Here is a 19,858-nt window from a genome sequence, read left to right on the forward strand (position 1 = left end):
CCGTCCGGGGCGTTCTTGCCGGGTGCCGGGGCGCCACCGTCGTCCGGGGCGGTCGTCTCGGTACGGGCGGACCGCGGCGGCACCAGCTCGCCGACCGGGGTCACCTTCCCGGACGCGGCGAAGCCCCAGTCGAGCAGCCGGGCGGTCTCGCGGTAGACCGCGTGCTGCTCCTTCGACGAGGGGTTCATCACGGTGACGAGCAGCACCTTGCCGTTGCGCTCCGCGACCCCCGTGAAGGTGGCACCCGCGTGTGTGGTGTTGCCGTTCTTGACTCCGGCGATGCCCTGGTACGGGGCGACACCGAGGTCACCGGTGAGCAGCCGGTTGGTGTTCTGGATCTCGAAGGTCTCGCGCTTCTTGCCCGGCTTCTGCTCGCCGGGGAAGGCGGCGCGGGGCGTGGCGGCGTACTCGCGGAAGTCCGGCTTCTGCATGCCGCTGCGGGCGATGAGTGTCAGGTCGTACGCGGAGGAGACCTGGCCGGGGGCGTCGTACCCGTCCGGGGAGACCACGTGCGTGTCGAGCGCCTGGAGCTCGGCCGCGTGGTCGTTCATCTCCTTCACGGTCTGGCGCAGACCGCCGTTCATGCTGGTCAGGACGTGCACGGCGTCGTTGCCCGAGCGGAGGAAGACCCCGAGCCACAGGTCGTGGACGGTGTAGGTCTGCTTCTCCTTGATGCCGACCAGGCTGGAGCCCGCTCCTATCCCGGCCAGGTCGACGTTGGTGACGAGGTGTTTGAGCCGGGCGTCGGGGAACTTCGGCAGCAGGGTGTCCGCGAAGAGCATCTTGAGCGTGGAGGCCGGGGCCAGCGGCCAGTGCGCGTTGTGCGCGGCGAGGATCTGGCCGCTCTCGGCGTCCGCGACGATCCAGGAGCGTCCGGACAGCTCCTTCGGCAGTACCGGGGCGCCGGGCCCCAGCTTCACCTGGGTACCGGGGTTGCCGAGCAGGGGGCCGCCGAGCGAGGACATCGCGTTCGGGGGCTTGGGCTGCTTGTCCTTCTCGTCCTTCGTGTCCGCATGCGCGGGCGCGGCGACGGCGAGCGGCAGGAACACAGCAGCAATGACCGCCCAAGCGGTCTTCTTCGAAGCAGACACGGTCGTGAACGTACAGGTACGGAACAAGGATCCGAACCCCGGCTGGCGGTTCGGCCGGGCTCGTCCACCCGTCCGCGGGGCCAGTGGGGCGAACGGTGAAACCGGGGTCATGAAGTTCAGCCGTCGCGTCTCCTGGTGCCTGCTCGCGTTCGGGGTGGGGAGCTGGTTCATCTGGATCACTTTCTACAGGGAGCTGACCGGTGGAGCTTCCGGGGGTGGGAGGTGCTTCACACGTTCAAAGACGTCGGTCGGTCCGGTTGGGATCCAACGCCGTCCGCCCGGATTCGAAGACCACATGTCGGCTGTCCGCGCGCCGGCCACCGACCGCCCTGATCTCGTCCTTGGCTCCGCGCAGGAGCTCCGCCTCGATGTCGCTGTCCTGCTTCGCGAGTGCCGCGATCAGCGCGAAGATCGCGACGCCGATCGGGTCGTGGCCCGCTGCGTCTGGGCACGTCGTGCCGCCGCCGCGGACGTCGACGACCACGAGGACAGGAAATGGCCGGCGGAGGCGGCACGCTGTACCCGCAGCGGGGCCGACCGGCGGGCGGAGTCATGACGCGCTCTCCCGTGGCGCATGGGCGGGGCCTTCTACTTGGCCGAGTTCGCTCGCACGCCCCTCAGACCGATCACGCCGACGGCCGTCCCCAGGACGAAGGACGTCACGGCGAGGGCGAGATGCACCCAGAAGTAGGCGGTCGGGTCGCCCGCGTCGTCGAAGGCGAGTCCGCTCGCGTCCTTGTAGAGGTTCCGAGCGAAGGTGATCCAGATCATCCAGGACCAGGCACCGAACGCGAGGAGGAACCAGGACGTGCGACGGCTGAGCTTCACGGGATGCCCTTCCGGGGGTAGGCGGGTCGGTCCTGCCAGTATCCGACCCGTGTCCCCTGCCGTGGCGGCTGGGGTCTGTACGCTGACGGTCGCCCGACTTCCGTCAAGAACCCGCGGAACGACGGGAGTGGCCTCGCGTTCGACGACGCCGGCGACCCGACGGCCTCTTTCCGGGTTCATCTGCTGCTTGCCGTCACGTCCTCCGTCCTGGGGACGGTGATCGGAGTGCTCGGGTTGCATGGCGCGCGCCGCGCGCCGCGACATCGGTTGGAACCGCGCGAGCGGTAGAAGAGGGGTTCCGGGGCGTGGTCGTCTTCCTGCTGGTTCTGATCGTGGTGCTCGCGCTGCTCGGCGCCGTGCACTGGTACGTGTGGCGGCGCCTCGTGCGTGACGTCACGACGCGGGGGAGCCTGCCGCGGCGCCTGGGCACGGCCGCCGTCGTCGTGCTGCCGCTGCTGTCGTTCGCGGCCCTCTCCTCGTCGCGCGCCGGAGCCCCGTTCGTGCTCCAGCAGGTGGTCGCCTGGCCCGGCTACCTGTGGCTCGCGCTGCTGCTGTACGTGACGCTCGCCCTGGCCGTCGGGGAGGCGGTCAGGCCCCTCCTGCTCCGTTGGCTCGACCGCCGTGCGCGGGTCGGGGCGCCCGCGGCGGCGCCGGTGGCGGCGCCCGTACCGGTGCCGGTCCCGGAACACGCGCCCGCCGCCCCCGAGGAGCCGGCCGAGGCGGCCCCTGAGTCCGCGCCCACGACCCCCGCCGAGGTCTCCCGGCGGCTCTTCGTCTCCCGGGTCGTCGGCGGGGCCGCGGCCGCCGCCGCCGTAGGGACCGTCGGCTACGGCACGTACGGCGTGCTGCGCGGCCCCAGGATCAAGCGGGTCACCGTCCCGCTCGCCAAGATCCCGCGCGCGGCCCACGGCTACCGGATCGCCGTCGTCTCCGACATCCACCTCGGGCCGATCCTCGGCCGCGCCCACACCCAGCGCATCGTGGACACGATCAACTCTACCCAGCCCGATCTGATCGCGGTCGTCGGCGACCTCGTCGACGGCACCGTGGAGAACCTCGGCTCCGCCGCCGAGCCCCTCGCGCGGCTCCGCGCCCGGCACGGCTCCTTCTTCGTGACCGGCAACCACGAGTACTTCTCGGGCGCGGACGCCTGGGTCGACCACGTCCGCGAGCTCGGACTGCGCCCGCTGCGCAACGAGCGCGTGGAGGTCGCGGCCGGCTTCGACCTCGCCGGCGTCGAGGACATCGCGGGCGAGAGCGAGGGGCAGGGCCCCGACTTCGGACGGGCGCTCGGCGACCGCGACCGGGCCCGAGCCGCGGTCCTCCTCGCGCACCAGCCGATCGTCGTCCACGACGCCGTACGTCACGGTGTGGACCTCCAGCTCTCCGGCCACACCCACGGCGGTCAGCTCTGGCCCGGCAACTACCTCGCCGAACTGGCCAATCCGACCGTCGCGGGGCTCGAACGGTACGGGGACACCCAGCTGTACGTGTCGCGCGGCGCGGGCGCGTGGGGTCCGCCGGTCCGGGTCGGGGCGCCCTCGGACATCACCATCGTCGAACTCGCTTCGAAACAGGCGTAATCGGGGCGAGGTCACTCCCCGCACCGAGTCCGATACGTGCTGCTCATCGACTTAAATTCGCATTTCCCGGACATATACCTGTGGTGTGAAAGTTTTCCCTTCCACTTGTGAAATACGTGTGATGGGATGACGCCATTCGCGACGTTTCGGGGGCCGTCGCAGCTGGGGTGGACGAAAAAAGGAAGCACGGCAATGCGGTCGACGGTCCGTCTGCGGATCCTCATCACTTGTGGAGTACTGGTGGCCGCCGGAGTGGGGGGCTGGCAACTCCTGCCCTCCGACGGCGGCCGGACCGATCCGATCAGCGTCGGCACAACCGACGAGGTCACTTCACTGGACCCGGCCGGCGCGTACGACGCCGGATCCTGGGCCATGTACAGCAACGTCTTCCAGTCGTTGCTGACGTTCAAGCCGGGGTTCACGACCCCCGTTCCCGACGCGGCGGAGAGCTGCAAGTTCGAGGGCTCGAAGCTCACGACCTATCAGTGCACCCTCCGCGACGACCTGTCGTTCGCCAACGGGCGCAAGATCACGGCCGAGGACGTCAAGTACTCGTTCGAGCGGATGCTGCGGATCAAGACGGACGTCGGTCCGCAGCCCCTCTTCCCGACCCTGAAGAGCGTCTCGGCCCAGGGCCGGCAGGTCACCTTCCATCTGAGCGGCCGGGACGCGACGTTCCCGCTGAAGGTGGCCACGGGCGCGGGTTCGATCGTCGACAAGGACCGCTACCCGGCGAACACGCTGCGGGCGGACCCGGCGGTCGACGGCTCGGGCCCGTACGTCCTGAAGGAGTACAAGCCGGGCGAGTCCGCGCTCCTGGAACCGAACCCGAACTACCGCGGCGCCGTCACCAAGGGCGGCGGCCCGGTGCTCGTGAAGTACTACGGCCAGTCCGCCGACCTCGCGAACGCCTGGAAGGCGAAGCAGGTCGAGGTGACGCACCGGCAGCTGCCGCCGGAGTTCATCTCGGCCCTGCAGCCCGAGGACGGGACCCGCGTCACCGAGGCGGAGAGCGCCGAGGTCCGCAACCTCAACTTCAACGTGCGGCCCGGCTCGCCCATGGCCGACAAGGCCGTACGGCAGGCCGTCGCCGCGGTCCTCGACCGCCCGGCGATCACCACCGGCGCCTACAAGGGCACGGTCGAGCCGCTGTACTCGCTCATCCCGCAGGGCTTCGTCGGGCACAGCACCGCGTTCTACGACGTCACTCCGGCGCCGGACGCCACGAAGGCGAGGAAGCTCCTGAAGGACGCCGGCGTCAAGACCCCGGTGAAGTTCACCTTCGGCTACCGCGCGGACGCCACCTACGGCGCCGAGACCGCCGAGATCAAGCGGCAGCTGGAGGAGACCGGCCTCTTCGAGGTAGAGACCGTCGAGGTCAAGTGGACGGAGTTCCAGAAGCAGTACGCGAAGGGCACCTTCGACGCGTACACCGTCGGCTGGCTGCCGGACTTCCCCGACTCCGACAGCTTCACCGCGCCGCTCGTCGGCACCGCGAACACCCTGCACAACGGGTTCTCCAGCAAGCGGATCGACGAGCTGATCTCCTCGACGCAGCAGTTCAGCGACCGCTCCCGGGCGACCTCCGACTTCAAGGCGATCCAGAGCGAGGTCGCGACCGACGTGCCGCTCGTCCCGCTGTGGCAGAAGAAGGACTACGTCCTCGCCACCGAGGCGGTCGCCGGCTCCCAGTACCTGACGGACGGTACGGGCATCTGGCGCCTGTGGGAGCTCAGCTGGATCTAGGCCCAGGGGCTCCGGGGCCTACGACTCCGGTGCTCCTTCCGGCTCCGGCGGCTTCGGTACGGCCCTCTTCTCGGGCTTTCCCGAGGCCGCCATTCCGGCCGCGGTGGGCATGAAGTCCGAGAGCAGTTCGTGCGTCTCCTTGACCAGCGGGCGCAGGATCCGGAACCGGGAGAGCGAGATCGCGCGGGCGGTGACCGGTGCGAGCCGCTCGACCAGCCGGCGGCTGTTGGCCGCGCCCTCGGAGCGGTCGTACACCCAGAAGAGGACCAGGCCCATCTGCTGGAGCCACAGCAACTGCGGGAGGGCTTCCTTCAGTTCCGGGTCGACCTTCACGGAGGCGCCGGAGATGACCCTCCGGTGGACCTCGATGGCGGCCTCGCGCGGGCCCTCCGACTCGGGCGAGAAGGGGCTGAGCGGGCTGTCCGGGTCGGCGGCGTTCTTGAAGAACTGCGACGCGAACTCGTGGTACGGCTCCGCGATGTCGAGCCAGCCGAGGTAGACCCCCCGGATCCGGGCCGTGAGGTCCTTCTCGCCACCGGTCAGGATGGGCTCGACGGCGGCCTGGTGCTCCTCGGCGATCCGGTCGTAGAAGCCCTGGACGAGGTGTTCCTTGGACGAGAAGTAGTAGTACGCGTTCCCCACGGAGACCCCGGCCTCCTGGGCGATGGCCCGCATGGTCGTCTTGTCGTAGCCGCGCTCCTTGAACAGCCGGAGCGCGGTTTCGAGGATGAGCGTGCGGGTCTGCTCGCTCTTCGGGGCCTTCTTGTCTTCCTTCACGTCCGTCACACGGACGAGCCTAACCGGGCGGACCGGGCACTCCGCAGTGCCCGTCCTCGCAGGGCCCGGCCTCGCCCGGCCCGGCCTCGCCCGGCCCGGCCTCGTGGTCCGGCCCCTGGAGGGCTTCGCGCCACTTCGCCGCCGCCAGGACGGTCACCCGGGCGAAGGGCCGGCCGGCCGGGGTGGCCAGCCAGTGGGCCTTCGCCCGGTGGTCGGCGAGCGCCCAGAGGCAGACGATCCAGGCGGAGGTCTCCCGGTAGACCTGGCCCCGGTCCCCGACCACGGTGATCTCCCGCAGGGTCGCGGTGTGGTCGAGCTCCGGGAAGCGGCGCCGGGCCTCCTGCGACCCGGCCGGTACGAGGTCGAGGGGGACGAGCTGCCGCTGGCGCAGCAGCCAGTGCCTGAGGTGCACACAGAGCGGGCAGTCCGCGTCGTACAGCACGGTCAGACGCCCGACGGGGGTCGGCACGGCGGCGCCCCTCTCAGCGCTGGGGCGCGGGCGGGGCCCAGGGGCCGCCCTTGGGGGTCGCGGTCCAGCCCTGCGGGCCGACCGGCGGCACCTGCTCGCGCTCCATGACCCCGCGGCGCCGGATCTTGTTGAGGACGTAGACGTTCCCGAGGTGCATGACGCCGAGGACGAGCAGGACGACCCCGAGCTTCACGGAGAGCGCCTCGAAGAGCGCGCGGGCGTCGAGGACGGCTTCGTCCTGGCTCAGATAGAGGGCGACGAAGCCGAAGTTGACGAGGTAGAAGCCGACCACCAGGAGGTGGTTGACGGCCTCGGCGAGCTTTTCGTTCCCGTGCAGGACGTCCGCGAGGAAGATCCTTCCGTTGCGGCTGAGCGTGCGTGCGACCCAGACGGTCAGAGCCACGCTGATCAGCAGGTAGGCGATGTACGCGACGACAGTGAGGTCCATGCCCCACCCTCCCTTGAACACGTTCAAAAGCTGTTGGTCATGACTGTAGACCTCTCTTTGAACGTGTTCAAGTCAGATGCGGGGGCGAGGGGAAACCCACTGGCCACCGCCGGACCGGCCGCCTAGGGTCGGCCGGGTGACGCTCTCTCATGACCTGACAGGCCAGGGCCCCTCGACCGTTCTCCTGCTGCACTCCGGGGTCTGCGACCGCCGGATGTGGGACGGGCAGTTCCACGCACTCGCGGAGGCCGGACACCGGGTCGTCCGCTGCGACCTCCGCGGCTTCGGCGACACCCCCGTCGACGCCGCGCACACCCACGCCGACGACGTGCGCGAACTCCTCGACCACCTCGGCGTCGAACGGGCGGCCGTCGTCGGCTCCTCCTTCGGCGGCAAGGTGGCCCTGGAACTCGCCGTCCGCCACCCCGCGCACGTCTCCGCCCTCGCCCTGCTCGCCTCCGGCATCCCCGGCTTCACGCCCAGCGACGAGCTGCGCGCCTGGGGCGGCCGCGAGGACGAGCTGCTCGAAGCGGGAGACCTCGACGCGGCTGTCGAGCTCAACGTCGACACCTGGCTCGGCCCCGGGGCCGGCCCCGAGGCCCGCGCGCTCGTCCGGGAGATGCAGCGGCACGCCTTCGAGGTCCAGCTCGCCGTTCCGGAGGAGTTCCACCCCGTCACCCCCGAGGTCACCGCCGACGACCTCGCCGGGATCAAGGTCCCCGCCCTCGTCGCCGTGGGCGCCCACGACCTCCCCGACTTCCGGGCGGTCGCCGACGACCTCACCCGCCTCCTGCCCGGCGCCCGCCGCGTCGACCTGGACTGGGCCGGTCACCTCCCCGCCCTGGAGCGTCCGGACGAGACGGCCCGGCTGCTCACCGCCTTCCTGGCGGAGGCGGGACGCTAGGCCCCGTCGTCGACACGGCCCAGCCTCCCGCTGTCAGTGAGCGGCGGGGCCACGGCCTCCTGGGCTCCTGCCCGGACAGCTCCGCGAGGGCCGCGCCCGCCTCGTGCTCCGCGCCGTGGCGGACCCGCAGATGGAGCGCGAGCGCGGACTCCCGGCGCTCGCGCGCGTCCGGGCCGCCGCCCGGTCCCGTGTTCCCCATGCGTACGCCGCTGGAGGACGCCGCCGCCACTGGCGCCGCCGTGGATCAGCGGAAGCGCCGCACCCCCGGCACGAGCGCCGTCGCGGCGCAGCAGCCGCCCACGGCGACGGCCGCGACGAGCAGCGGCACCTCCGGCCCCCAGGCCGAGGCCGCGAGCGGCGCCAGCGCGTACCCCAGGGGCATCGCGGCCAGCGAGAGCAGCCAGTCGTACGAGGTGACCCGGGCCAGTGCGTGGGCGGGCACGGCCCGTTGGACGGCGGTCGCCCAGACGGGGGAGAGGAACCCGAGGCCCGCCTGTGCGATCCCGTAAGCCGCGATCGTCAGCGGTGCGGGCGCGGCGACCGCGAGCAGGACCAGCGGCAGCGCGTATGTGGCGAGCCCGAGGTTCGCCGTGAGGACCGGGCGCCGGGGCGTGACCCGGTCGGCGAGCAGCGCACCGAGGAGGAAGCCGACGGCGCCGACCTGGAGCAGTACGACCCAGGTGGTGCCGCCGCCGAGCCGCTGGACGGCGATGGCGGGTCCGAGGGTCATCAGGACGGCCGCGGCGCCGTTCCAGGCGCTGTGGCCGATCAGGCTGGTCCAGTACCAGTCGCGGGTCCGTACCTCCTTCCAGCCCTCCGCCAGATCGGCCCGGAGCGAGCGGCGCGGGATCGGTACCCGCTTCACCTTCACGGCCGTCAGGATGAGCGCGCTGACGGCGAAGGTCGCCGCGTCGAGGACGAACGCCCAGCCGGGGCCCACGGTGAGGACGAGGGTGCCGGCGAGCGCCGGGCCGCCGAGCCGGGTGGCGCTCTTGGCGACGCTCATCGCGGCGTTGGCCCGGTGCAGCGACTCGGCCGCCACCGTCCCCTTCACCAGGGGCGAGTCGGTCGGCATGGCGAAGGCCCCGGCCGCGCCGCCGAGTGCCTCGGCGACCGCGAGGACGGCCAGGCTGGGCGTACCGCCGAGGAGTTGGATCCCGACGACCAGCTGGGTGCCGCAGCGCACGAGATCCGTGGTGAGCGCGACGGTACGGGCGTCGAACCGGTCGCCGACCACGCCGCCGAGCGGCAGCAGGAGCAGCTTGGGCACCATCGCGCAGCCGAGGACCAGGGCGAGCGCCGAGGTGGATCCGGTGGCCTCCAGGACGGCGAGGGCGAGGGCGGCGGGGATGGCGGCGTCCCCCAGGAGGGAGAGGAAGCGGCCCGTGAAGAGCAGCCGGAAGGAACGGGTGCGCAGGGGGTGCGGGGCGGGCGGCGGCGCCGTGGTGGTGGCAGCAGTCATGACCCGGAGAGTATTTCGGTACCGAATAATTCGTCAACGAATTACTTCTCGGGTGGTTCCCCGCCCGCCGACGTACGATCACCCCATGGCGCAACCCGAGGAACGGCGTACTCCGAGCGAACCGCGCACTCCGAGCGAGCCGAGTGCCGCACGTGAGGTGAGTGCCGCGCGTGAGGCGAGTGCCGCGCGCGACTGGACCGACGAGCACGTCGCCCGCTGGCAGCCCGTCCTGCCCGACCTCGACCCCGTGGTCGAAGGCGCCGTCACCCGGATGAAGAAGCTCTCCGTCCATCTCCGCCGGGTCAGGGAGCAGTCCCTCGTCGACTTCGACCTGGAGCGGCACGAGTTCGACACCCTGCACAAGATCGCCGGCCGGGGCGGCAGCGCCGCACCGTCCGAGCTCGCCCAGGACCTCGACCTGGCCCCCGCCTCCGTCTCCGGCCGCCTCGACGCCCTGGAGAAGCGCGGTTTCGTCCGCCGCACCCAGTCCACCACCGACCGCCGCCGGGTCGTCGTCGAGCTCACCGCGGCCGGCCGCGAGACCTGGCTCGGCGCGATGGACGTCCTCGGCCACGAGGAGTACCGGCTGCTCGGCGTCCTCTCACCGGAGGAGCGCGTCCTCCTCAACGCCATGCTCCGGCGCGTCATGGTCGAGGCGGAGTCGAGGGAGCCGACCCGCCACTGGTAGCACCCGCCGGGGCCGGTCCCGGACACGACGAAGGGGCGCCCTGGGGCGCCCCTCGCCGATGACGACCGCTCACATGCTGAGCGACCGCGCGTAGTTGAGCTGAGCCATCACCTGGTGGATGGTGTCCGGCCCGCGCGCCGGGATCATCGTCGTGTGGTGCTTTCCGCCGCTGGTCACCGTGACCTGGATGAAGCCGGTGGTCGTCTTCTCCTTCATCAGCAGGAACAGCAGTCCCAGCAGGCAGAAGATGAAGAAGATGACGGCGAGCACGATCGCGACCGTGGGCATCTTCTCCTCGGTCCGCGACATGTCCATCGCGTTCCACACGGCGCCCTTGAGCGGCATCGGGCCGGCCGGCGTCATGATCTGGTCGCCCACCACGGTGATGTCACCGAGGCTCAGCAGCGGCGCGCCGCCGCCCTGCGGCACGCCGGGCACCTGCTGCGGCGGCACCGGCACCCCGCCCGGCAGGGTCGGCTGGTACGCCGGAGGGTGCGGGTACCCGTAGGCGGGCTGGCCCGGCTGCTGCTGCCCGGGGCCCCACTCGTACTCCTCCGACCGGTAAGGGTTCGGCTCGCTCATCAGTCCCCGTCCTTCACAAAAGAAAAAGCCCGCTCCTGCACGCCGCAGCGTACAGAAGCGGGCCCGAACACCGAACCATGAGACGGGAAACCCGGCCCGCGGAAACCAGTGATCAGAAGCGACGCGTGATCAGCGCGCGCTTCACTTCCTGGATCGCCTTGGTGACCTCGATGCCACGCGGGCAGGCGTCCGTGCAGTTGAACGTCGTGCGGCAACGCCACACGCCGTCCTTGTCGTTCAGGATCTCCAGGCGCTGCTCGCCGGCCTCGTCACGCGAGTCGAAGATGAAGCGGTGCGCGTTGACGATCGCGGCCGGACCGAAGTACTGGCCGTCGTTCCAGAAGACCGGGCAGGACGACGTGCACGCGGCGCACAGGATGCACTTGGTGGTGTCGTCGAAGCGCTCGCGGTCCTCGGCGGACTGCAGACGCTCGCGCGTCGGCTCGTTGCCCTTGGTGACCAGGAACGGCATGACGTCCCGGTACGCCTGGAAGAACGGCTCCATGTCGACCACGAGGTCCTTGAGGACCGTGAGGCCCTTGATGGCCTCGACCGTGATCGGCTTCTCGGGGTTGATGTCCTTGATCAGCGTCTTGCAGGCGAGCCTGTTCTTGCCGTTGATCCGCATCGCGTCCGAGCCGCAGATGCCGTGCGCGCACGAGCGACGGAAGGTCAGCGTGCCGTCGACGTCCCACTTGATCTTGTGGAGGGCGTCGAGCACACGCTCCTTCGGGTCGATCTCGATCTGGAAGTCCTCCCAGACCGACGCGTCCGACACCTCGGGGTTGAAGCGGCGGATCCGCATCGTGACCGTGATGTACGGGGAGGCGGCGGACTCCGCCTCGACCTTGTCCAGTACGGGGGTAGCCATCAGTACTTACGCTCCATCGGCTGGTAGCGGGTCTGGACGACCGGCTTGTAGTCGAGACGGACGGTCTCGGAGCCGTCCTCGCCGACCTCGCGGTACGCCATGGTGTGGCGCATGAAGTTGACGTCGTCGCGGTTCGGGTAGTCCTCGCGGTAGTGACCGCCGCGGGACTCCTTGCGCGCCAGGGCCGAGACGGCCATGACCTCGGCCAGTTCGAGCAGGTTGCCCAGCTCGATGGCCTCCAGGAGGTCCGTGTTGAAGCGCTTGCCCTTGTCCTGGATGGACACGTTCTCGTAGCGCTCGCGCAGCTCGGCGATCTTCTCGACGGCCGTCTTGATGGTCTGCTCCGTACGGAACACCATCACGTTGGCGTCCATCGTCTCCTGGAGCTCACGACGGATGTCGGCCACCCGCTCGTTGCCCGTGGAGTTGCGCAGCTTCTCGATCTGCGAGACGACCAGCGACTCCGGGTTCTCCGGAAGCTCGACGAAGTCGTGCTTGGCGGAGTACTCGGCGGCGGCGATGCCGGACCGCTTGCCGAAGACGTTGATGTCGAGCAGCGAGTTGGTGCCCAGACGGTTGGCGCCGTGCACGGAGACACAGGCGACCTCGCCGGCCGCGTACAGGCCCGGGACGACGGTGGTGTTGTCCGCCAGGACCTCACCCTCGACGTTGGTCGGGATGCCGCCCATGGCGTAGTGCGCGGTGGGCTGGATCGGGATCGGGTCCGTGTACGGCTCGATGCCGAGGTACGTACGGGCGAACTCGGTGATGTCCGGGAGCTTGGCGTCGAGCTGCTCCGGCGGAAGGTGCGTCAGGTCCAGGTAGACGTGGTCGCCCTCGGGACCGCAGCCGCGGCCCTCGCGGATCTCCGTGTAGATGGACCGGGAGACGACGTCGCGGGACGCGAGGTCCTTCATGACCGGCGCGTACTTCTCCATGAAGCGCTCGCCGTCCTTGTTGCGGAGGATGCCGCCCTCACCGCGGGCGCCCTCCGTCAGCAGGATGCCCATGCGCCAGATGCCCGTCGGGTGGAACTGGAAGAACTCCATGTCCTCCAGCGGCAGACCGCGCCGGTAGCAGGCCGCCTGGCCGTCACCCGTCAGCGTGTGCGCGTTGGAGGTCACCTTGAAGAACTTGCCCGTGCCGCCGGAGGCGTAGATCACGGCCTTGGCCTGGAAGATGTGGATCTCGCCGGTGGCCAGCTCGTACGCGACCACACCGGCGGACTTCTTGACGCCGTCGACCTCGGTGATCAGCTGGTCCAGGACGTAGAACTCGTTGAAGAACTCCACGCCCTCCTTGACGCAGTTCTGGTACAGCGTCTGGAGGATCATGTGGCCGGTGCGGTCCGCGGCGTAGCAGGACCGGCGGACCGGGGCCTCGCCGTGGTTGCGGGAGTGACCGCCGAAGCGGCGCTGGTCGATGGTGCCGTTCGGGGTCCGGTTGAACGGCAGGCCCATCTTCTCCAGGTCGAGGACGGCGTCGATGGCCTCCTTCGCCAGGATCTCGGCGGCGTCCTGGTCGACCAGGTAGTCACCGCCCTTGACCGTGTCGAAGGTGTGCCACTCCCAGTTGTCCTCCTCCACGTTCGCCAGCGCGGCGGCCATGCCGCCCTGCGCGGCGCCCGTGTGGGACCGGGTGGGGTAGAGCTTCGTCAGGACGGCGGTGCGGCTGCGCTTCGTCGACTCGATGGCGGCGCGCATGCCGGCGCCACCGGCGCCGACGATGACGGTGTCGTACTTGTGGATCTTCATGACGTGGATTACCTCAGCCCCGTGCCTAGCGGATGTTCGGGTCGAAGGTGAAGATCACCAGCGTGCCCAGAAGGATGGTGAACACCGTGGCGGTGTACAGCAGGCCCTTGAGCCACAGGCGCGTGTTGGCCCGCTCCGCGTAGTCGTTGATGACGGTACGGAGGCCGTTGGCGCCGTGCAGCATGGCGAGCCAGAGCATCAGCAGGTCCCAGACCTGCCAGAACGGGGACGCCCAGCGGCCGGCCACGAAGGCGAAGCCGATCTTGGAGACGCCGCCGTCCAGGAAGAGCTGGATCAGCAGGTGGCCGAGGACCAGGACGACGAGGACCACGCCCGAGAGGCGCATGAAGAGCCACGCGGCCATCTCGAAGTTGCCGCGGGTCGCGCGCGGGGTCTTGCCGGTGCGCTTGCGGGGGGCCTCGATGTACGGCGCGGGGTTGTCCACGTCGTACTGGGCGCCGCCCTCGACGGGACCGATCGCGGTGGAGGTGGTGTCAGCAGACATATCTGGCGTCAGCTCCCGAACAGTTCACGTGCGGCGTGGCCGAGGATCGGGTACAGCGAGCCCGCCATCAGCACGACCCAGATGCCCACGACGGTCCAGAGCATCTGCTTCTGGTAGCGCGGGCCCTTGGACCAGAAGTCCACGGCGATGACACGGAGACCGTTCAGCGCGTGGAAGAGGATGGCAGCGACGAGGCCGTACTCGAGGAGAGCGACGATCGGCGTCTTGTAGGTCGCGACGACCTCGTCGTACGCCTCGGGAGAGACGCGGACGAGAGCGGTGTCCAGCACGTGTACGAACAGGAAGAAGAAGATGAGGACGCCGGTGACTCGATGAGCCACCCAGCTCCACATTCCTTCCCGGCCGCGGTACAGCGTTCCAGCCGGCACGGAAAAACCCTCCGGGAGCGGGGATCAGGGTCGGCCGGCTTCTCTGTCGGTCTGACCCGGCCGGGTACGGTCCACCGGCCCCGGTCATCGTAGCGACGACTTGTCGGTTCGCTCGCGCGGGGTCCATCGGTGTGATCAAACAGGCACGGACGGACTATCGCACAGGCCGGAATCGCCGCATTCCGGACGGATTCACGGTCCGGAGTGTCGCGGTGTGAGGGCCTCCGTGAGCCGGAAGGCCAACCGGGCCCGGGCGAGTCGCCTCAGTTCGTCGGCGGCGACCACGCGTTCCTCCTCCGGTTCGTTGCCGAGACGTGACCGAATGCCTGCCAATACCTGGTCGAGACGCTCTCCGGGCCGCACTCCGTCGAGGCTGATCACGAACGCGTGTCCGAAGCTGCTCTCGTACGCGGCGTGGGCGGCCCGCAGCGCGGTCCGTGCGGCCGGCGGGGCGTCGGGGTGCGGCAGGGCCGAGGACTCGGCGGCCAGGGCCTCGTCGAGGTCGGCGCGGGGCAGGTCGTACCCGGCCTCGTCGGCGGCGGCGAGCAGCGCGTCGACGGTGGGGTACGGACGGTGCGCCGCCACCCGTTCGGCCCAGCGGAGGCTGTGGCAGCACGACAGGAGCAGAGCCTCGGCCTCGGCGGGCGAGGCGGCGTTGAAGCCCGCGAGGCCGCGGACGGAGGGGCCCTGGTTCTGGGCGGGTATGGCAGGCGTGTCCGTGGAGCCCGGCTTGCGGCAGGGGACGTGGGTGTCGCTGGTCAGCGTGGGCTCCGGTACTCCGGGACGGGTGGGGCGATCCGCGCGTGGGACGGGCGCGATGGGGTGGGTGTGACGCAACGTTACCGACGGGACGGGGGAAGTGTCCGACGGATGCGCGAATTTCACCCGGAAGGGAGAGTTTCGGAACAGGTGATGGACGCATGCGTTCCGGTCACGTCGCCGACGTGTCCCCCGATTGGCCGGACCGCCCGCCGTACGGGAGGATTCCGAATGATGCGGTACTCCATACGAGGGCCCCACAAGGGCCCGGCACTCCTGGCGACGGCGGTGGCACTGGCCACCGTGGCGGCCTGCTCCGGCGGATCACCTTCCGGCTCGGGCACGTCCGCCGCCGCCCCCTCCGGTACGTCCGCGAGCGCGGCGCCCACCAGCGCGCCGCCCAGCCCGACGCCCACCCCGACCCGGACCTACCCGCTCTCCACCGCACCCCGCACGGTCCCCGCGGTCCGCGACCACGAGCCCGCCCGCGGACCCGGCTGGAAGCCCGCGGCCCCCGCCGGGGTCGTCGTCGCGGCGAGCAGCGCGGGCCTGGCCGACGAGGGCAGGCTCCTCGCCGGGGAGCTCGGCATCCCGTACCGCGGCGCCGTCGCCGCCGGGCCCGGGGACGTCGAGCTGGCGCTCGGCGGGACCGGAGCCCGTGAGTCGTACACCCTGACCGTCCGTGACAACCGGGTCCGGATCACCGGCCCCGACGAGGCCGGGGTCTTCTACGGCACCCGCACCCTCAAGCAGTCGGTGAAGGGCACCGGCGCGATGCCCGAGGGCGTCGTCACCGACGCGCCCGCGAAGCCCCAGCGCGGGCTGAACGTCGACATCGCCCGCAAGTACTTCACCGCCGGCTGGATCGAGGACCGGCTCCGCGAGATGGCCGACCTCAAGCTCAACCAGTTCGGTCTGCACTTCTCCGACGACCAGGGCTTCCGGATCGCCTCGGACTCCCACCCCGAGATCGTCTCCGCCCAGCACCTCAGCAAGGCCGAGGTGCGCCGGATCATCGCCCTCGCGCAGAGCCTGCACATCACCGTCGTGCCCGAGATCGACTCGCCCGGACACCTCGGCGCCGTCCTGCGCGCCCACCCGGACCTCCAGCTGCGCAACGTCCAGGGGACCCCGCGGCAGGGTGCCATCGACATCTCCAAGCCGGCCTCGGCGCGGATCGTCGACGATCTGCTGCGCGAGTACTCCGCGCTCTTCCCCGGCGGCTGGTTCCACGTCGGCGCCGACGAGTACCAGGCGCTGACCGTCCGCAGCCCCTCCGCCTCCTACCCGCAGCTGGCCACGGCGGCCCGGCAGAAGTACGGGCCCCAGGCCGGCGTCCAGGACCTCGCCGAGGGCTGGCTGAACGACCGCGCCGCCGTCGTGCGCGCGGCCGGGAAGACGGCCAAGGCCTGGAACGACGGTTTCTTCCGCGGCGGCGTCGTCACCGCGGACCGGCGCATCGAGGTCGAGTACTGGACGGGCAAGGAGATCGGCGCGCGTCCGCCCTCGGAGTACCTGGCGGAGGGCCGCAAGGTCGTGAACCTCAACGACGAGTACCTGTACTACGTTCTCGGCGAGCCCAACCAGTTCACGTACCCCACGGGCCGCCGCATCTACGAGCAGTGGACCCCCCTGGTCCTGCGCGGCACGACCCCGGTCGCCGCCCGGTACGCCCCCCAGATCCTGGGCGCCCGCTTCGCGGTCTGGTGCGACCTGTCGGCGGCCCAGACCCAGACGCAGGTGGCGAACGGCATCCGCATGCCCCTGACGGCCCTCGCCCAGAAGGTCTGGGACTCCAGGACGCCGACCCTGACATGGGACCAGTTCAGGGCGCTGGCGACACAGGTGCGCGGCTGACCCGGATCTGCCGGCACTTTGCTGGCCATGCGACTGAAGTTGCCGCACGGCCACTCTCCATGTGCGGGACCTGTCCGAGGAAGCGCTGACCTGCAGGGCCTTCGCCGAGCATCCGCTGCGCGGGTCGGAACAGCTCCCGCTGCTGCCCCGGGTGCGCGAGCTGTACGCGAATCTCACGGCTTGCGACGCGACGTACGTGGCACTCGCGGAGGGGTACGACGTCCCGCTGGTGACCAGCGTCGGCCGGATTCGCGACGGCGTGCGGGCCACCGGCGCGAAGTGTCCGGTCGAGGTCTTCGACGAGAAGGCCCTCGGGTTGCGGTAGGGCCCTAGGCAACAGCCTGGAGCCACTGGCATGATTCCGGCCGCGCAGTGACGAAAAAGCGCCGTCCGGCGCAGTAGTGGAAGTACTGCGTCCGCATCGGGTGGCAAGGAGGCGTCCATGACGTCGGCGACGGGCCGGAGCCTGCTGGAACTGATCGACGGGGCCGACGAGCGGGGCCTGGCCGCGGCCGGTCTCGCCTGCCTCGACCGCTGCCTCCCGCTGCTCGCCGGTGACCGGGGCGACGCCCTGCGCCCCGTGTGGGCCGCCGTCGCGCGCGGCGACGGCGAGGCCTGGGGTGAGGCCGTCGCCAAGGCCCGGGTCGAGCTGGACGTGGAGCCGGGCGCCGACGGCGCGGACGCCGGGGCCGTACGCGGCATGCTCGCCTTCGCCCCGGCGACCTGGACGGCCGACGCCCTGCGTGCCTGGGCCGCCGCGTGCTCCGTCACCGCCCTCGCCCTGCACGGGCGGTACGACGCCGCAGACGTGCCCGACGGTCTCGTCGAGCGCTGCCGGGCCGGCGACGCGGACGGCGCGGGCCCGCTGCTCTCGGGAGAGCTCCGCCGCCAGCAGGCCGTCCTCGACTCGGTCGCCCACGGCCCGACCGGCCTTCGCCGGGCCCGTGAACTCTCCGTCGAGGGCGGCCGGGTGCTGCGCGCGGTCGTCTCCCGCCGGGCCCGCACCGCCTGACGTGCTCCCAGGCGGACCGCCTCCGGAACCTCGATCGTCGCCGGGCCCCTGAGGCACTCCTAGGAGGCCGCCTCCGGGGCCTGGATCGTCGCCGAGGCGATCGTCTCGGTGATCTGCCGCTCGGCCGTCTCCTTGTCGAGGCCGAGGTCCGCCAGCACGCCCGTACCGTCCTCGTGCTCCATGAGGGCCAGCAGGATGTGCTCGGTGCCGACGTAGTTGTGGCCGAGGCGCAGCGCCTCGCGGAACGTCAGCTCCAGGACCTTCTTCGCCGCCGCGTCGTACGGGACGAGCGCGGGCACCTCGGCGGCGGGCGGCGGCAGGGTCGCCGTGACGGCCTCCCGCAGCCGCTCGGGTGTCACGCCCCGCGAGGCGATCCAGAGCACGGCCAGCCCCTCGGGCTCGGCGAGCAGGCCGAGCGCCACGTGGCCGGGGGTGATCTCGTCGTTCCCGGCGCTCTTCGCCTCGTTCTGGGAGGAGACGATCACGTTCCGCGCCCGGGGCGTGAATCGGCCGAACCCCGCGCTCGGGTCCATCTTCTCCGCGTCCGGGTCCTTGGGGACGAAGCGCTTCTGGGCCGCCTGGCGGGTGACGCCCATGCTGCGGCCGATGTCGGTCCAGGAGGCGCCGGAGCGCCGGGCCTGGTCCACGAAGTGGCCGATGAGGTGATCGGCGACATCGCCGAGGTGGTCCGCCGCGATGACCGCGTCGGAGAGCTGGTCCAGCGCGTCGGGGTGGACCTTCTTGATCGCTTCGATGAGTTCGTCGAGGCGGACAGGGACATTCATGCCGACTGGATTCGTCATGAGGCAACCCTAGGTTGACAGCCATTGACTGTCAACGGCCAGTTGACACCCTGGGGGGTGTGGGCGGGACGGGGAGGGGAAAAGGGAGACGGCCGGGGTCGCCACCCCCCACAGGAGAGACCCCGGCCGTCGTCCACGGAGCCGCAGCACGGCTCCGTACTCCATTCAGCGCCGGGAGTGCGGTTTGTGTCACACCGCGACCGAGCCGGAGGCATCCCGCGCACCCCCGCCCGAAGGTTGCAAGTTGTACAAAGAGCCCGGACCGCGTGGACGCGGCGCCGCGACACGACGTAGCGTGCAGATGCGCGAGGCAGCGTGGCGGTGGTGACCAGCCGCGATGAAGCGACGACGCGACCGACGAACAGGGTTTGGGGAGTGCTGGGGGACGACGCGGAGCTGACGGCCGCGGTGCTCGCTGCGCAGGACGGGGACGAGAACGCGTTCCGTACTGTGTATCGCGCCGTGCATCCACGGCTGCTCGGCTACATACGCACACTGGTCGGCGACACCGAGGCGGAGGACGTCGCCTCGGAGGCCTGGCTCCAGATAGCCCGCGACCTCGACCGCTTCGACGGCGACGCGGACCGCTTCCGCGGCTGGGCGGCCCGGATCGCCCGCAACCGCGCCCTCGACCACGTCCGCATGCGCGGCAGGCGCCCCGCCGTCGGCGCCGACGAGACCGAGCTCACCGACAAGCCCGCCGCGTCCGACACCGCGGGCGAAGCCCTGGAGGCGCTGGCCACCGGCCACACCATGCGGCTGATCGCCCAGCTTCCGCAGGACCAGGCCGAGGCCGTCGTCCTGCGCGTCGTCGTCGGCCTCGACGCCAAGACCGCCGCCGACACCCTGGGGAAACGCCCCGGAGCCGTCCGCACCGCGGCCCACCGCGGCCTCAAGAAGCTGGCCGAACTCCTCGGTGTCGACGGCGAGAGCGCCGGACCCGACGGCGCCGGCGAGGCCGTCGTCCCGCTGGACGGTGTGCCTCCGCAACGCGGGCGCGTGCCGGGGTCCGTGACCCCGGGCGGTGTGACGCAATCGCGTCCGCGTACGCAGAAGGACATGTGATGGCCGACGAGCGGTACCAGTGGCTCGACCAGGAGGCCGCGGAGCGGCTGCTCCGCGGCGAGCCGGTCGATGCCGTCGACGACCACGCGCGTTCCCGGGCGGAGCGCCTGGCAGAAGCCCTCGACGCGGCCCGCACCCAGGCCGTCCCCCCGGCCGCGCGCACCGAACTGCCGGGCGAGGCCGCCGCGCTCGCCGCCTTCCGCGCCGCACGCGCCGCGCGCGCCGCCGCCCCCGTCGCGGCGGCCGCCGCGACGCGGGCGGCGGC

22 protein-coding genes and 3 pseudogenes are annotated in these 19,858 nt (G+C 71.1%); 11 read left to right on the plus strand and 14 right to left on the minus strand.

Features of this window, described 5'->3' with window-relative positions; genetic code table 11:
* The coding region (locus AOK00_RS08755) for a D-alanyl-D-alanine carboxypeptidase family protein (RefSeq protein WP_063886566.1) at positions 1 to 1,091 on the minus strand (1,091 nt) is incomplete at its 3' end.
* 109 nt (positions 1,092 to 1,200) lie between these two features.
* Between AOK00_RS08755 and AOK00_RS41560 the strand changes: the two are divergent.
* Positions 1,201 to 1,305: pseudogene (locus AOK00_RS41560) on the plus strand (SCO4848 family membrane protein); the annotation flags it as partial.
* 21 nt (positions 1,306 to 1,326) lie between these two features.
* On the opposite strand, the gene AOK00_RS08760 reads toward AOK00_RS41560, so the two are convergent.
* Together AOK00_RS08760 and AOK00_RS08765 are read right to left on the minus strand one after the other, a co-directional pair.
* Complete coding sequence (locus AOK00_RS08760; protein ID WP_055599741.1) at positions 1,327 to 1,575, minus strand: hypothetical protein; 249 nt, start codon at positions 1,573 to 1,575, stop codon at positions 1,327 to 1,329.
* 104 nt (positions 1,576 to 1,679) lie between these two features.
* A complete protein-coding gene (locus AOK00_RS08765; RefSeq protein ID WP_055599742.1) occupies positions 1,680 to 1,919 on the minus strand; it encodes an SCO4848 family membrane protein in 240 nt (79 codons plus the stop codon).
* Positions 1,920 to 2,015: 96 nt separating this feature from the next.
* Between AOK00_RS08765 and AOK00_RS40110 the strand changes: the two are divergent.
* The 3 genes and pseudogenes from AOK00_RS40110 to AOK00_RS08775 form a co-directional block, all read left to right on the plus strand.
* Positions 2,016 to 2,207, plus strand: a pseudogene (locus tag AOK00_RS40110) (SCO4848 family membrane protein); the annotation flags it as partial.
* A gap of 17 nt (positions 2,208 to 2,224) precedes the next feature.
* Positions 2,225 to 3,502 carry a metallophosphoesterase gene (locus AOK00_RS08770; protein ID WP_055599743.1) on the plus strand — a complete coding sequence of 426 codons (1,278 nt, stop codon included), beginning with the start codon at positions 2,225 to 2,227 and terminating at the stop codon, positions 3,500 to 3,502.
* 192 nt (positions 3,503 to 3,694) lie between these two features.
* A complete protein-coding gene (locus AOK00_RS08775) occupies positions 3,695 to 5,248 on the plus strand; it encodes an ABC transporter substrate-binding protein (RefSeq protein WP_055599744.1) in 1,554 nt (517 codons plus the stop codon).
* An 18-nt stretch (positions 5,249 to 5,266) separates the two neighbouring features.
* On the opposite strand, the gene AOK00_RS08780 is transcribed toward AOK00_RS08775, so the two are convergent.
* The 3 genes from AOK00_RS08780 to AOK00_RS08790 are packed head-to-tail and all read right to left on the minus strand — an operon-like array spanning position 5,267 to position 6,942.
* Positions 5,267 to 6,034 carry a TetR/AcrR family transcriptional regulator gene (locus AOK00_RS08780; protein WP_055599745.1) on the minus strand — a complete coding sequence of 256 codons (768 nt, stop codon included), beginning with the start codon at positions 6,032 to 6,034 and terminating at the stop codon, positions 5,267 to 5,269.
* A 10-nt stretch (positions 6,035 to 6,044) separates the two neighbouring features.
* The gene (locus tag AOK00_RS08785) at positions 6,045 to 6,494 is read right to left on the minus strand and encodes a thiol-disulfide oxidoreductase DCC family protein (protein WP_055599746.1); all 450 of its coding nucleotides are present in this window, start codon (positions 6,492 to 6,494) and stop codon (positions 6,045 to 6,047) included.
* A gap of 13 nt (positions 6,495 to 6,507) precedes the next feature.
* A complete protein-coding gene (locus tag AOK00_RS08790) occupies positions 6,508 to 6,942 on the minus strand; it encodes a hypothetical protein (protein WP_055599747.1) in 435 nt (144 codons plus the stop codon).
* Between the two features lie 136 nt (positions 6,943 to 7,078).
* Between AOK00_RS08790 and AOK00_RS08795 the strand changes: the two genes are divergently transcribed.
* Entirely contained in the window at positions 7,079 to 7,846 is a 768-nt protein-coding gene (locus tag AOK00_RS08795; protein WP_055599748.1) for an alpha/beta fold hydrolase, read from the plus strand.
* 244 nt (positions 7,847 to 8,090) lie between these two features.
* Here the strand turns inward: AOK00_RS08795 and AOK00_RS08800 are convergent, their stop codons facing one another.
* Positions 8,091 to 9,308 (minus strand): MFS transporter, encoded by a 1,218-nt coding sequence (locus tag AOK00_RS08800; protein WP_055599749.1) that lies wholly within the window; start codon positions 9,306 to 9,308, stop codon positions 8,091 to 8,093.
* An 85-nt stretch (positions 9,309 to 9,393) separates the two neighbouring features.
* Here AOK00_RS08800 and AOK00_RS08805 point away from each other — a divergent pair, with 85 nt between their 5' ends.
* A complete protein-coding gene (locus tag AOK00_RS08805; protein ID WP_254047286.1) occupies positions 9,394 to 9,996 on the plus strand; it encodes a MarR family winged helix-turn-helix transcriptional regulator in 603 nt (200 codons plus the stop codon).
* Positions 9,997 to 10,065: 69 nt separating this feature from the next.
* Here AOK00_RS08805 and AOK00_RS08810 read toward each other — a convergent pair whose 3' ends face one another.
* From AOK00_RS08810 to AOK00_RS08835, 6 genes are all read right to left on the minus strand, one after another.
* Positions 10,066 to 10,578, minus strand: coding sequence for a hypothetical protein (locus tag AOK00_RS08810; RefSeq protein WP_055599751.1), 513 nt, complete (start codon positions 10,576 to 10,578; stop codon positions 10,066 to 10,068).
* A gap of 112 nt (positions 10,579 to 10,690) precedes the next feature.
* Positions 10,691 to 11,449 carry a succinate dehydrogenase iron-sulfur subunit gene (locus tag AOK00_RS08815; RefSeq protein WP_030318427.1) on the minus strand — a complete coding sequence of 253 codons (759 nt, stop codon included), beginning with the start codon at positions 11,447 to 11,449 and terminating at the stop codon, positions 10,691 to 10,693.
* Complete coding sequence (gene sdhA / locus AOK00_RS08820; protein ID WP_055599752.1) at positions 11,449 to 13,203, minus strand: succinate dehydrogenase flavoprotein subunit; 1,755 nt, start codon at positions 13,201 to 13,203, stop codon at positions 11,449 to 11,451. Before sdhA ends, AOK00_RS08815 begins: the two co-directional genes overlap by 1 nt.
* 25 nt (positions 13,204 to 13,228) lie before the next feature.
* Positions 13,229 to 13,708, minus strand: a complete 480-nt coding sequence (locus tag AOK00_RS08825; RefSeq protein ID WP_055599753.1) for a succinate dehydrogenase hydrophobic membrane anchor subunit — start codon at positions 13,706 to 13,708, stop codon at positions 13,229 to 13,231.
* 8 nt (positions 13,709 to 13,716) lie between these two features.
* Positions 13,717 to 14,097, minus strand: coding sequence for a succinate dehydrogenase, cytochrome b556 subunit (gene sdhC, locus AOK00_RS08830; RefSeq protein WP_073809812.1), 381 nt, complete (start codon positions 14,095 to 14,097; stop codon positions 13,717 to 13,719).
* A 192-nt stretch (positions 14,098 to 14,289) separates the two neighbouring features.
* The gene (locus tag AOK00_RS08835) at positions 14,290 to 14,859 is read right to left on the minus strand and encodes a 2-oxo-4-hydroxy-4-carboxy-5-ureidoimidazoline decarboxylase (protein WP_216822241.1); all 570 of its coding nucleotides are present in this window, start codon (positions 14,857 to 14,859) and stop codon (positions 14,290 to 14,292) included.
* A 228-nt stretch (positions 14,860 to 15,087) separates the two neighbouring features.
* Here AOK00_RS08835 and AOK00_RS08840 point away from each other — a divergent pair, with 228 nt between their 5' ends.
* The 3 genes from AOK00_RS08840 (at position 15,088) to AOK00_RS08850 (ending at position 17,725) form a co-directional block, all read left to right on the plus strand.
* On the plus strand, positions 15,088 to 16,713 hold the full coding sequence (locus tag AOK00_RS08840; RefSeq protein ID WP_055599754.1) for a beta-N-acetylhexosaminidase: 1,626 nt from the start codon (positions 15,088 to 15,090) through the stop codon (positions 16,711 to 16,713).
* 61 nt (positions 16,714 to 16,774) lie between these two features.
* Complete coding sequence (locus tag AOK00_RS08845) at positions 16,775 to 17,038, plus strand: hypothetical protein (protein WP_055599755.1); 264 nt, start codon at positions 16,775 to 16,777, stop codon at positions 17,036 to 17,038.
* Positions 17,039 to 17,155: 117 nt separating this feature from the next.
* Complete coding sequence (locus AOK00_RS08850; RefSeq protein ID WP_055599756.1) at positions 17,156 to 17,725, plus strand: hypothetical protein; 570 nt, start codon at positions 17,156 to 17,158, stop codon at positions 17,723 to 17,725.
* A gap of 59 nt (positions 17,726 to 17,784) precedes the next feature.
* On the opposite strand, the gene AOK00_RS08855 is transcribed toward AOK00_RS08850, so the two are convergent.
* Positions 17,785 to 18,528, minus strand: a complete 744-nt coding sequence (locus tag AOK00_RS08855) for a Clp protease N-terminal domain-containing protein (protein ID WP_055599757.1) — start codon at positions 18,526 to 18,528, stop codon at positions 17,785 to 17,787.
* Between the two features lie 375 nt (positions 18,529 to 18,903).
* Between AOK00_RS08855 and AOK00_RS08860 the strand changes: the two genes are divergently transcribed.
* Together AOK00_RS08860 and AOK00_RS08865 are read left to right on the plus strand one after the other, a co-directional pair.
* Positions 18,904 to 19,593 (plus strand): RNA polymerase sigma factor, encoded by a 690-nt coding sequence (locus AOK00_RS08860; protein ID WP_055599758.1) that lies wholly within the window; start codon positions 18,904 to 18,906, stop codon positions 19,591 to 19,593.
* Positions 19,593 to 19,858: pseudogene (locus AOK00_RS08865) on the plus strand (hypothetical protein); the annotation flags it as partial. The gene AOK00_RS08860 and the pseudogene AOK00_RS08865, both read left to right, overlap by 1 nt.

It is taken from the genome of Streptomyces aureus (genome assembly GCF_001418135.1).
Lineage (GTDB): Bacteria > Actinomycetota > Actinomycetes > Streptomycetales > Streptomycetaceae > Streptomyces > Streptomyces aureus_A.

Bases quoted from the DNA above. Each gene is read 5' to 3' on its own strand.
- AOK00_RS08775 (WP_055599744.1), top strand. From the start codon at position 3,695: ATGCGGTCGACGGTCCGTCTGCGGATCCTCATCACTTGTGGAGTACTG.
- AOK00_RS08790 (WP_055599747.1), bottom strand. From the start codon at position 6,942: ATGGACCTCACTGTCGTCGCGTACATCGCCTACCTGCTGATCAGCGTG.
- AOK00_RS08800 (WP_055599749.1), bottom strand. From the start codon at position 9,308: ATGACTGCTGCCACCACCACGGCGCCGCCGCCCGCCCCGCACCCCCTG.
- AOK00_RS08805 (WP_254047286.1), top strand. From the start codon at position 9,394: ATGGCGCAACCCGAGGAACGGCGTACTCCGAGCGAACCGCGCACTCCG.
- AOK00_RS08810 (WP_055599751.1), bottom strand. From the start codon at position 10,578: ATGAGCGAGCCGAACCCTTACCGGTCGGAGGAGTACGAGTGGGGCCCC.
- AOK00_RS08815 (WP_030318427.1), bottom strand. From the start codon at position 11,449: ATGGCTACCCCCGTACTGGACAAGGTCGAGGCGGAGTCCGCCGCCTCC.
- sdhA (WP_055599752.1), bottom strand. From the start codon at position 13,203: ATGAAGATCCACAAGTACGACACCGTCATCGTCGGCGCCGGTGGCGCC.
- AOK00_RS08825 (WP_055599753.1), bottom strand. From the start codon at position 13,708: ATGTCTGCTGACACCACCTCCACCGCGATCGGTCCCGTCGAGGGCGGC.
- AOK00_RS08840 (WP_055599754.1), top strand. From the start codon at position 15,088: ATGATGCGGTACTCCATACGAGGGCCCCACAAGGGCCCGGCACTCCTG.
- AOK00_RS08850 (WP_055599756.1), top strand. From the start codon at position 17,156: ATGACGTCGGCGACGGGCCGGAGCCTGCTGGAACTGATCGACGGGGCC.
- AOK00_RS08855 (WP_055599757.1), bottom strand. From the start codon at position 18,528: ATGACGAATCCAGTCGGCATGAATGTCCCTGTCCGCCTCGACGAACTC.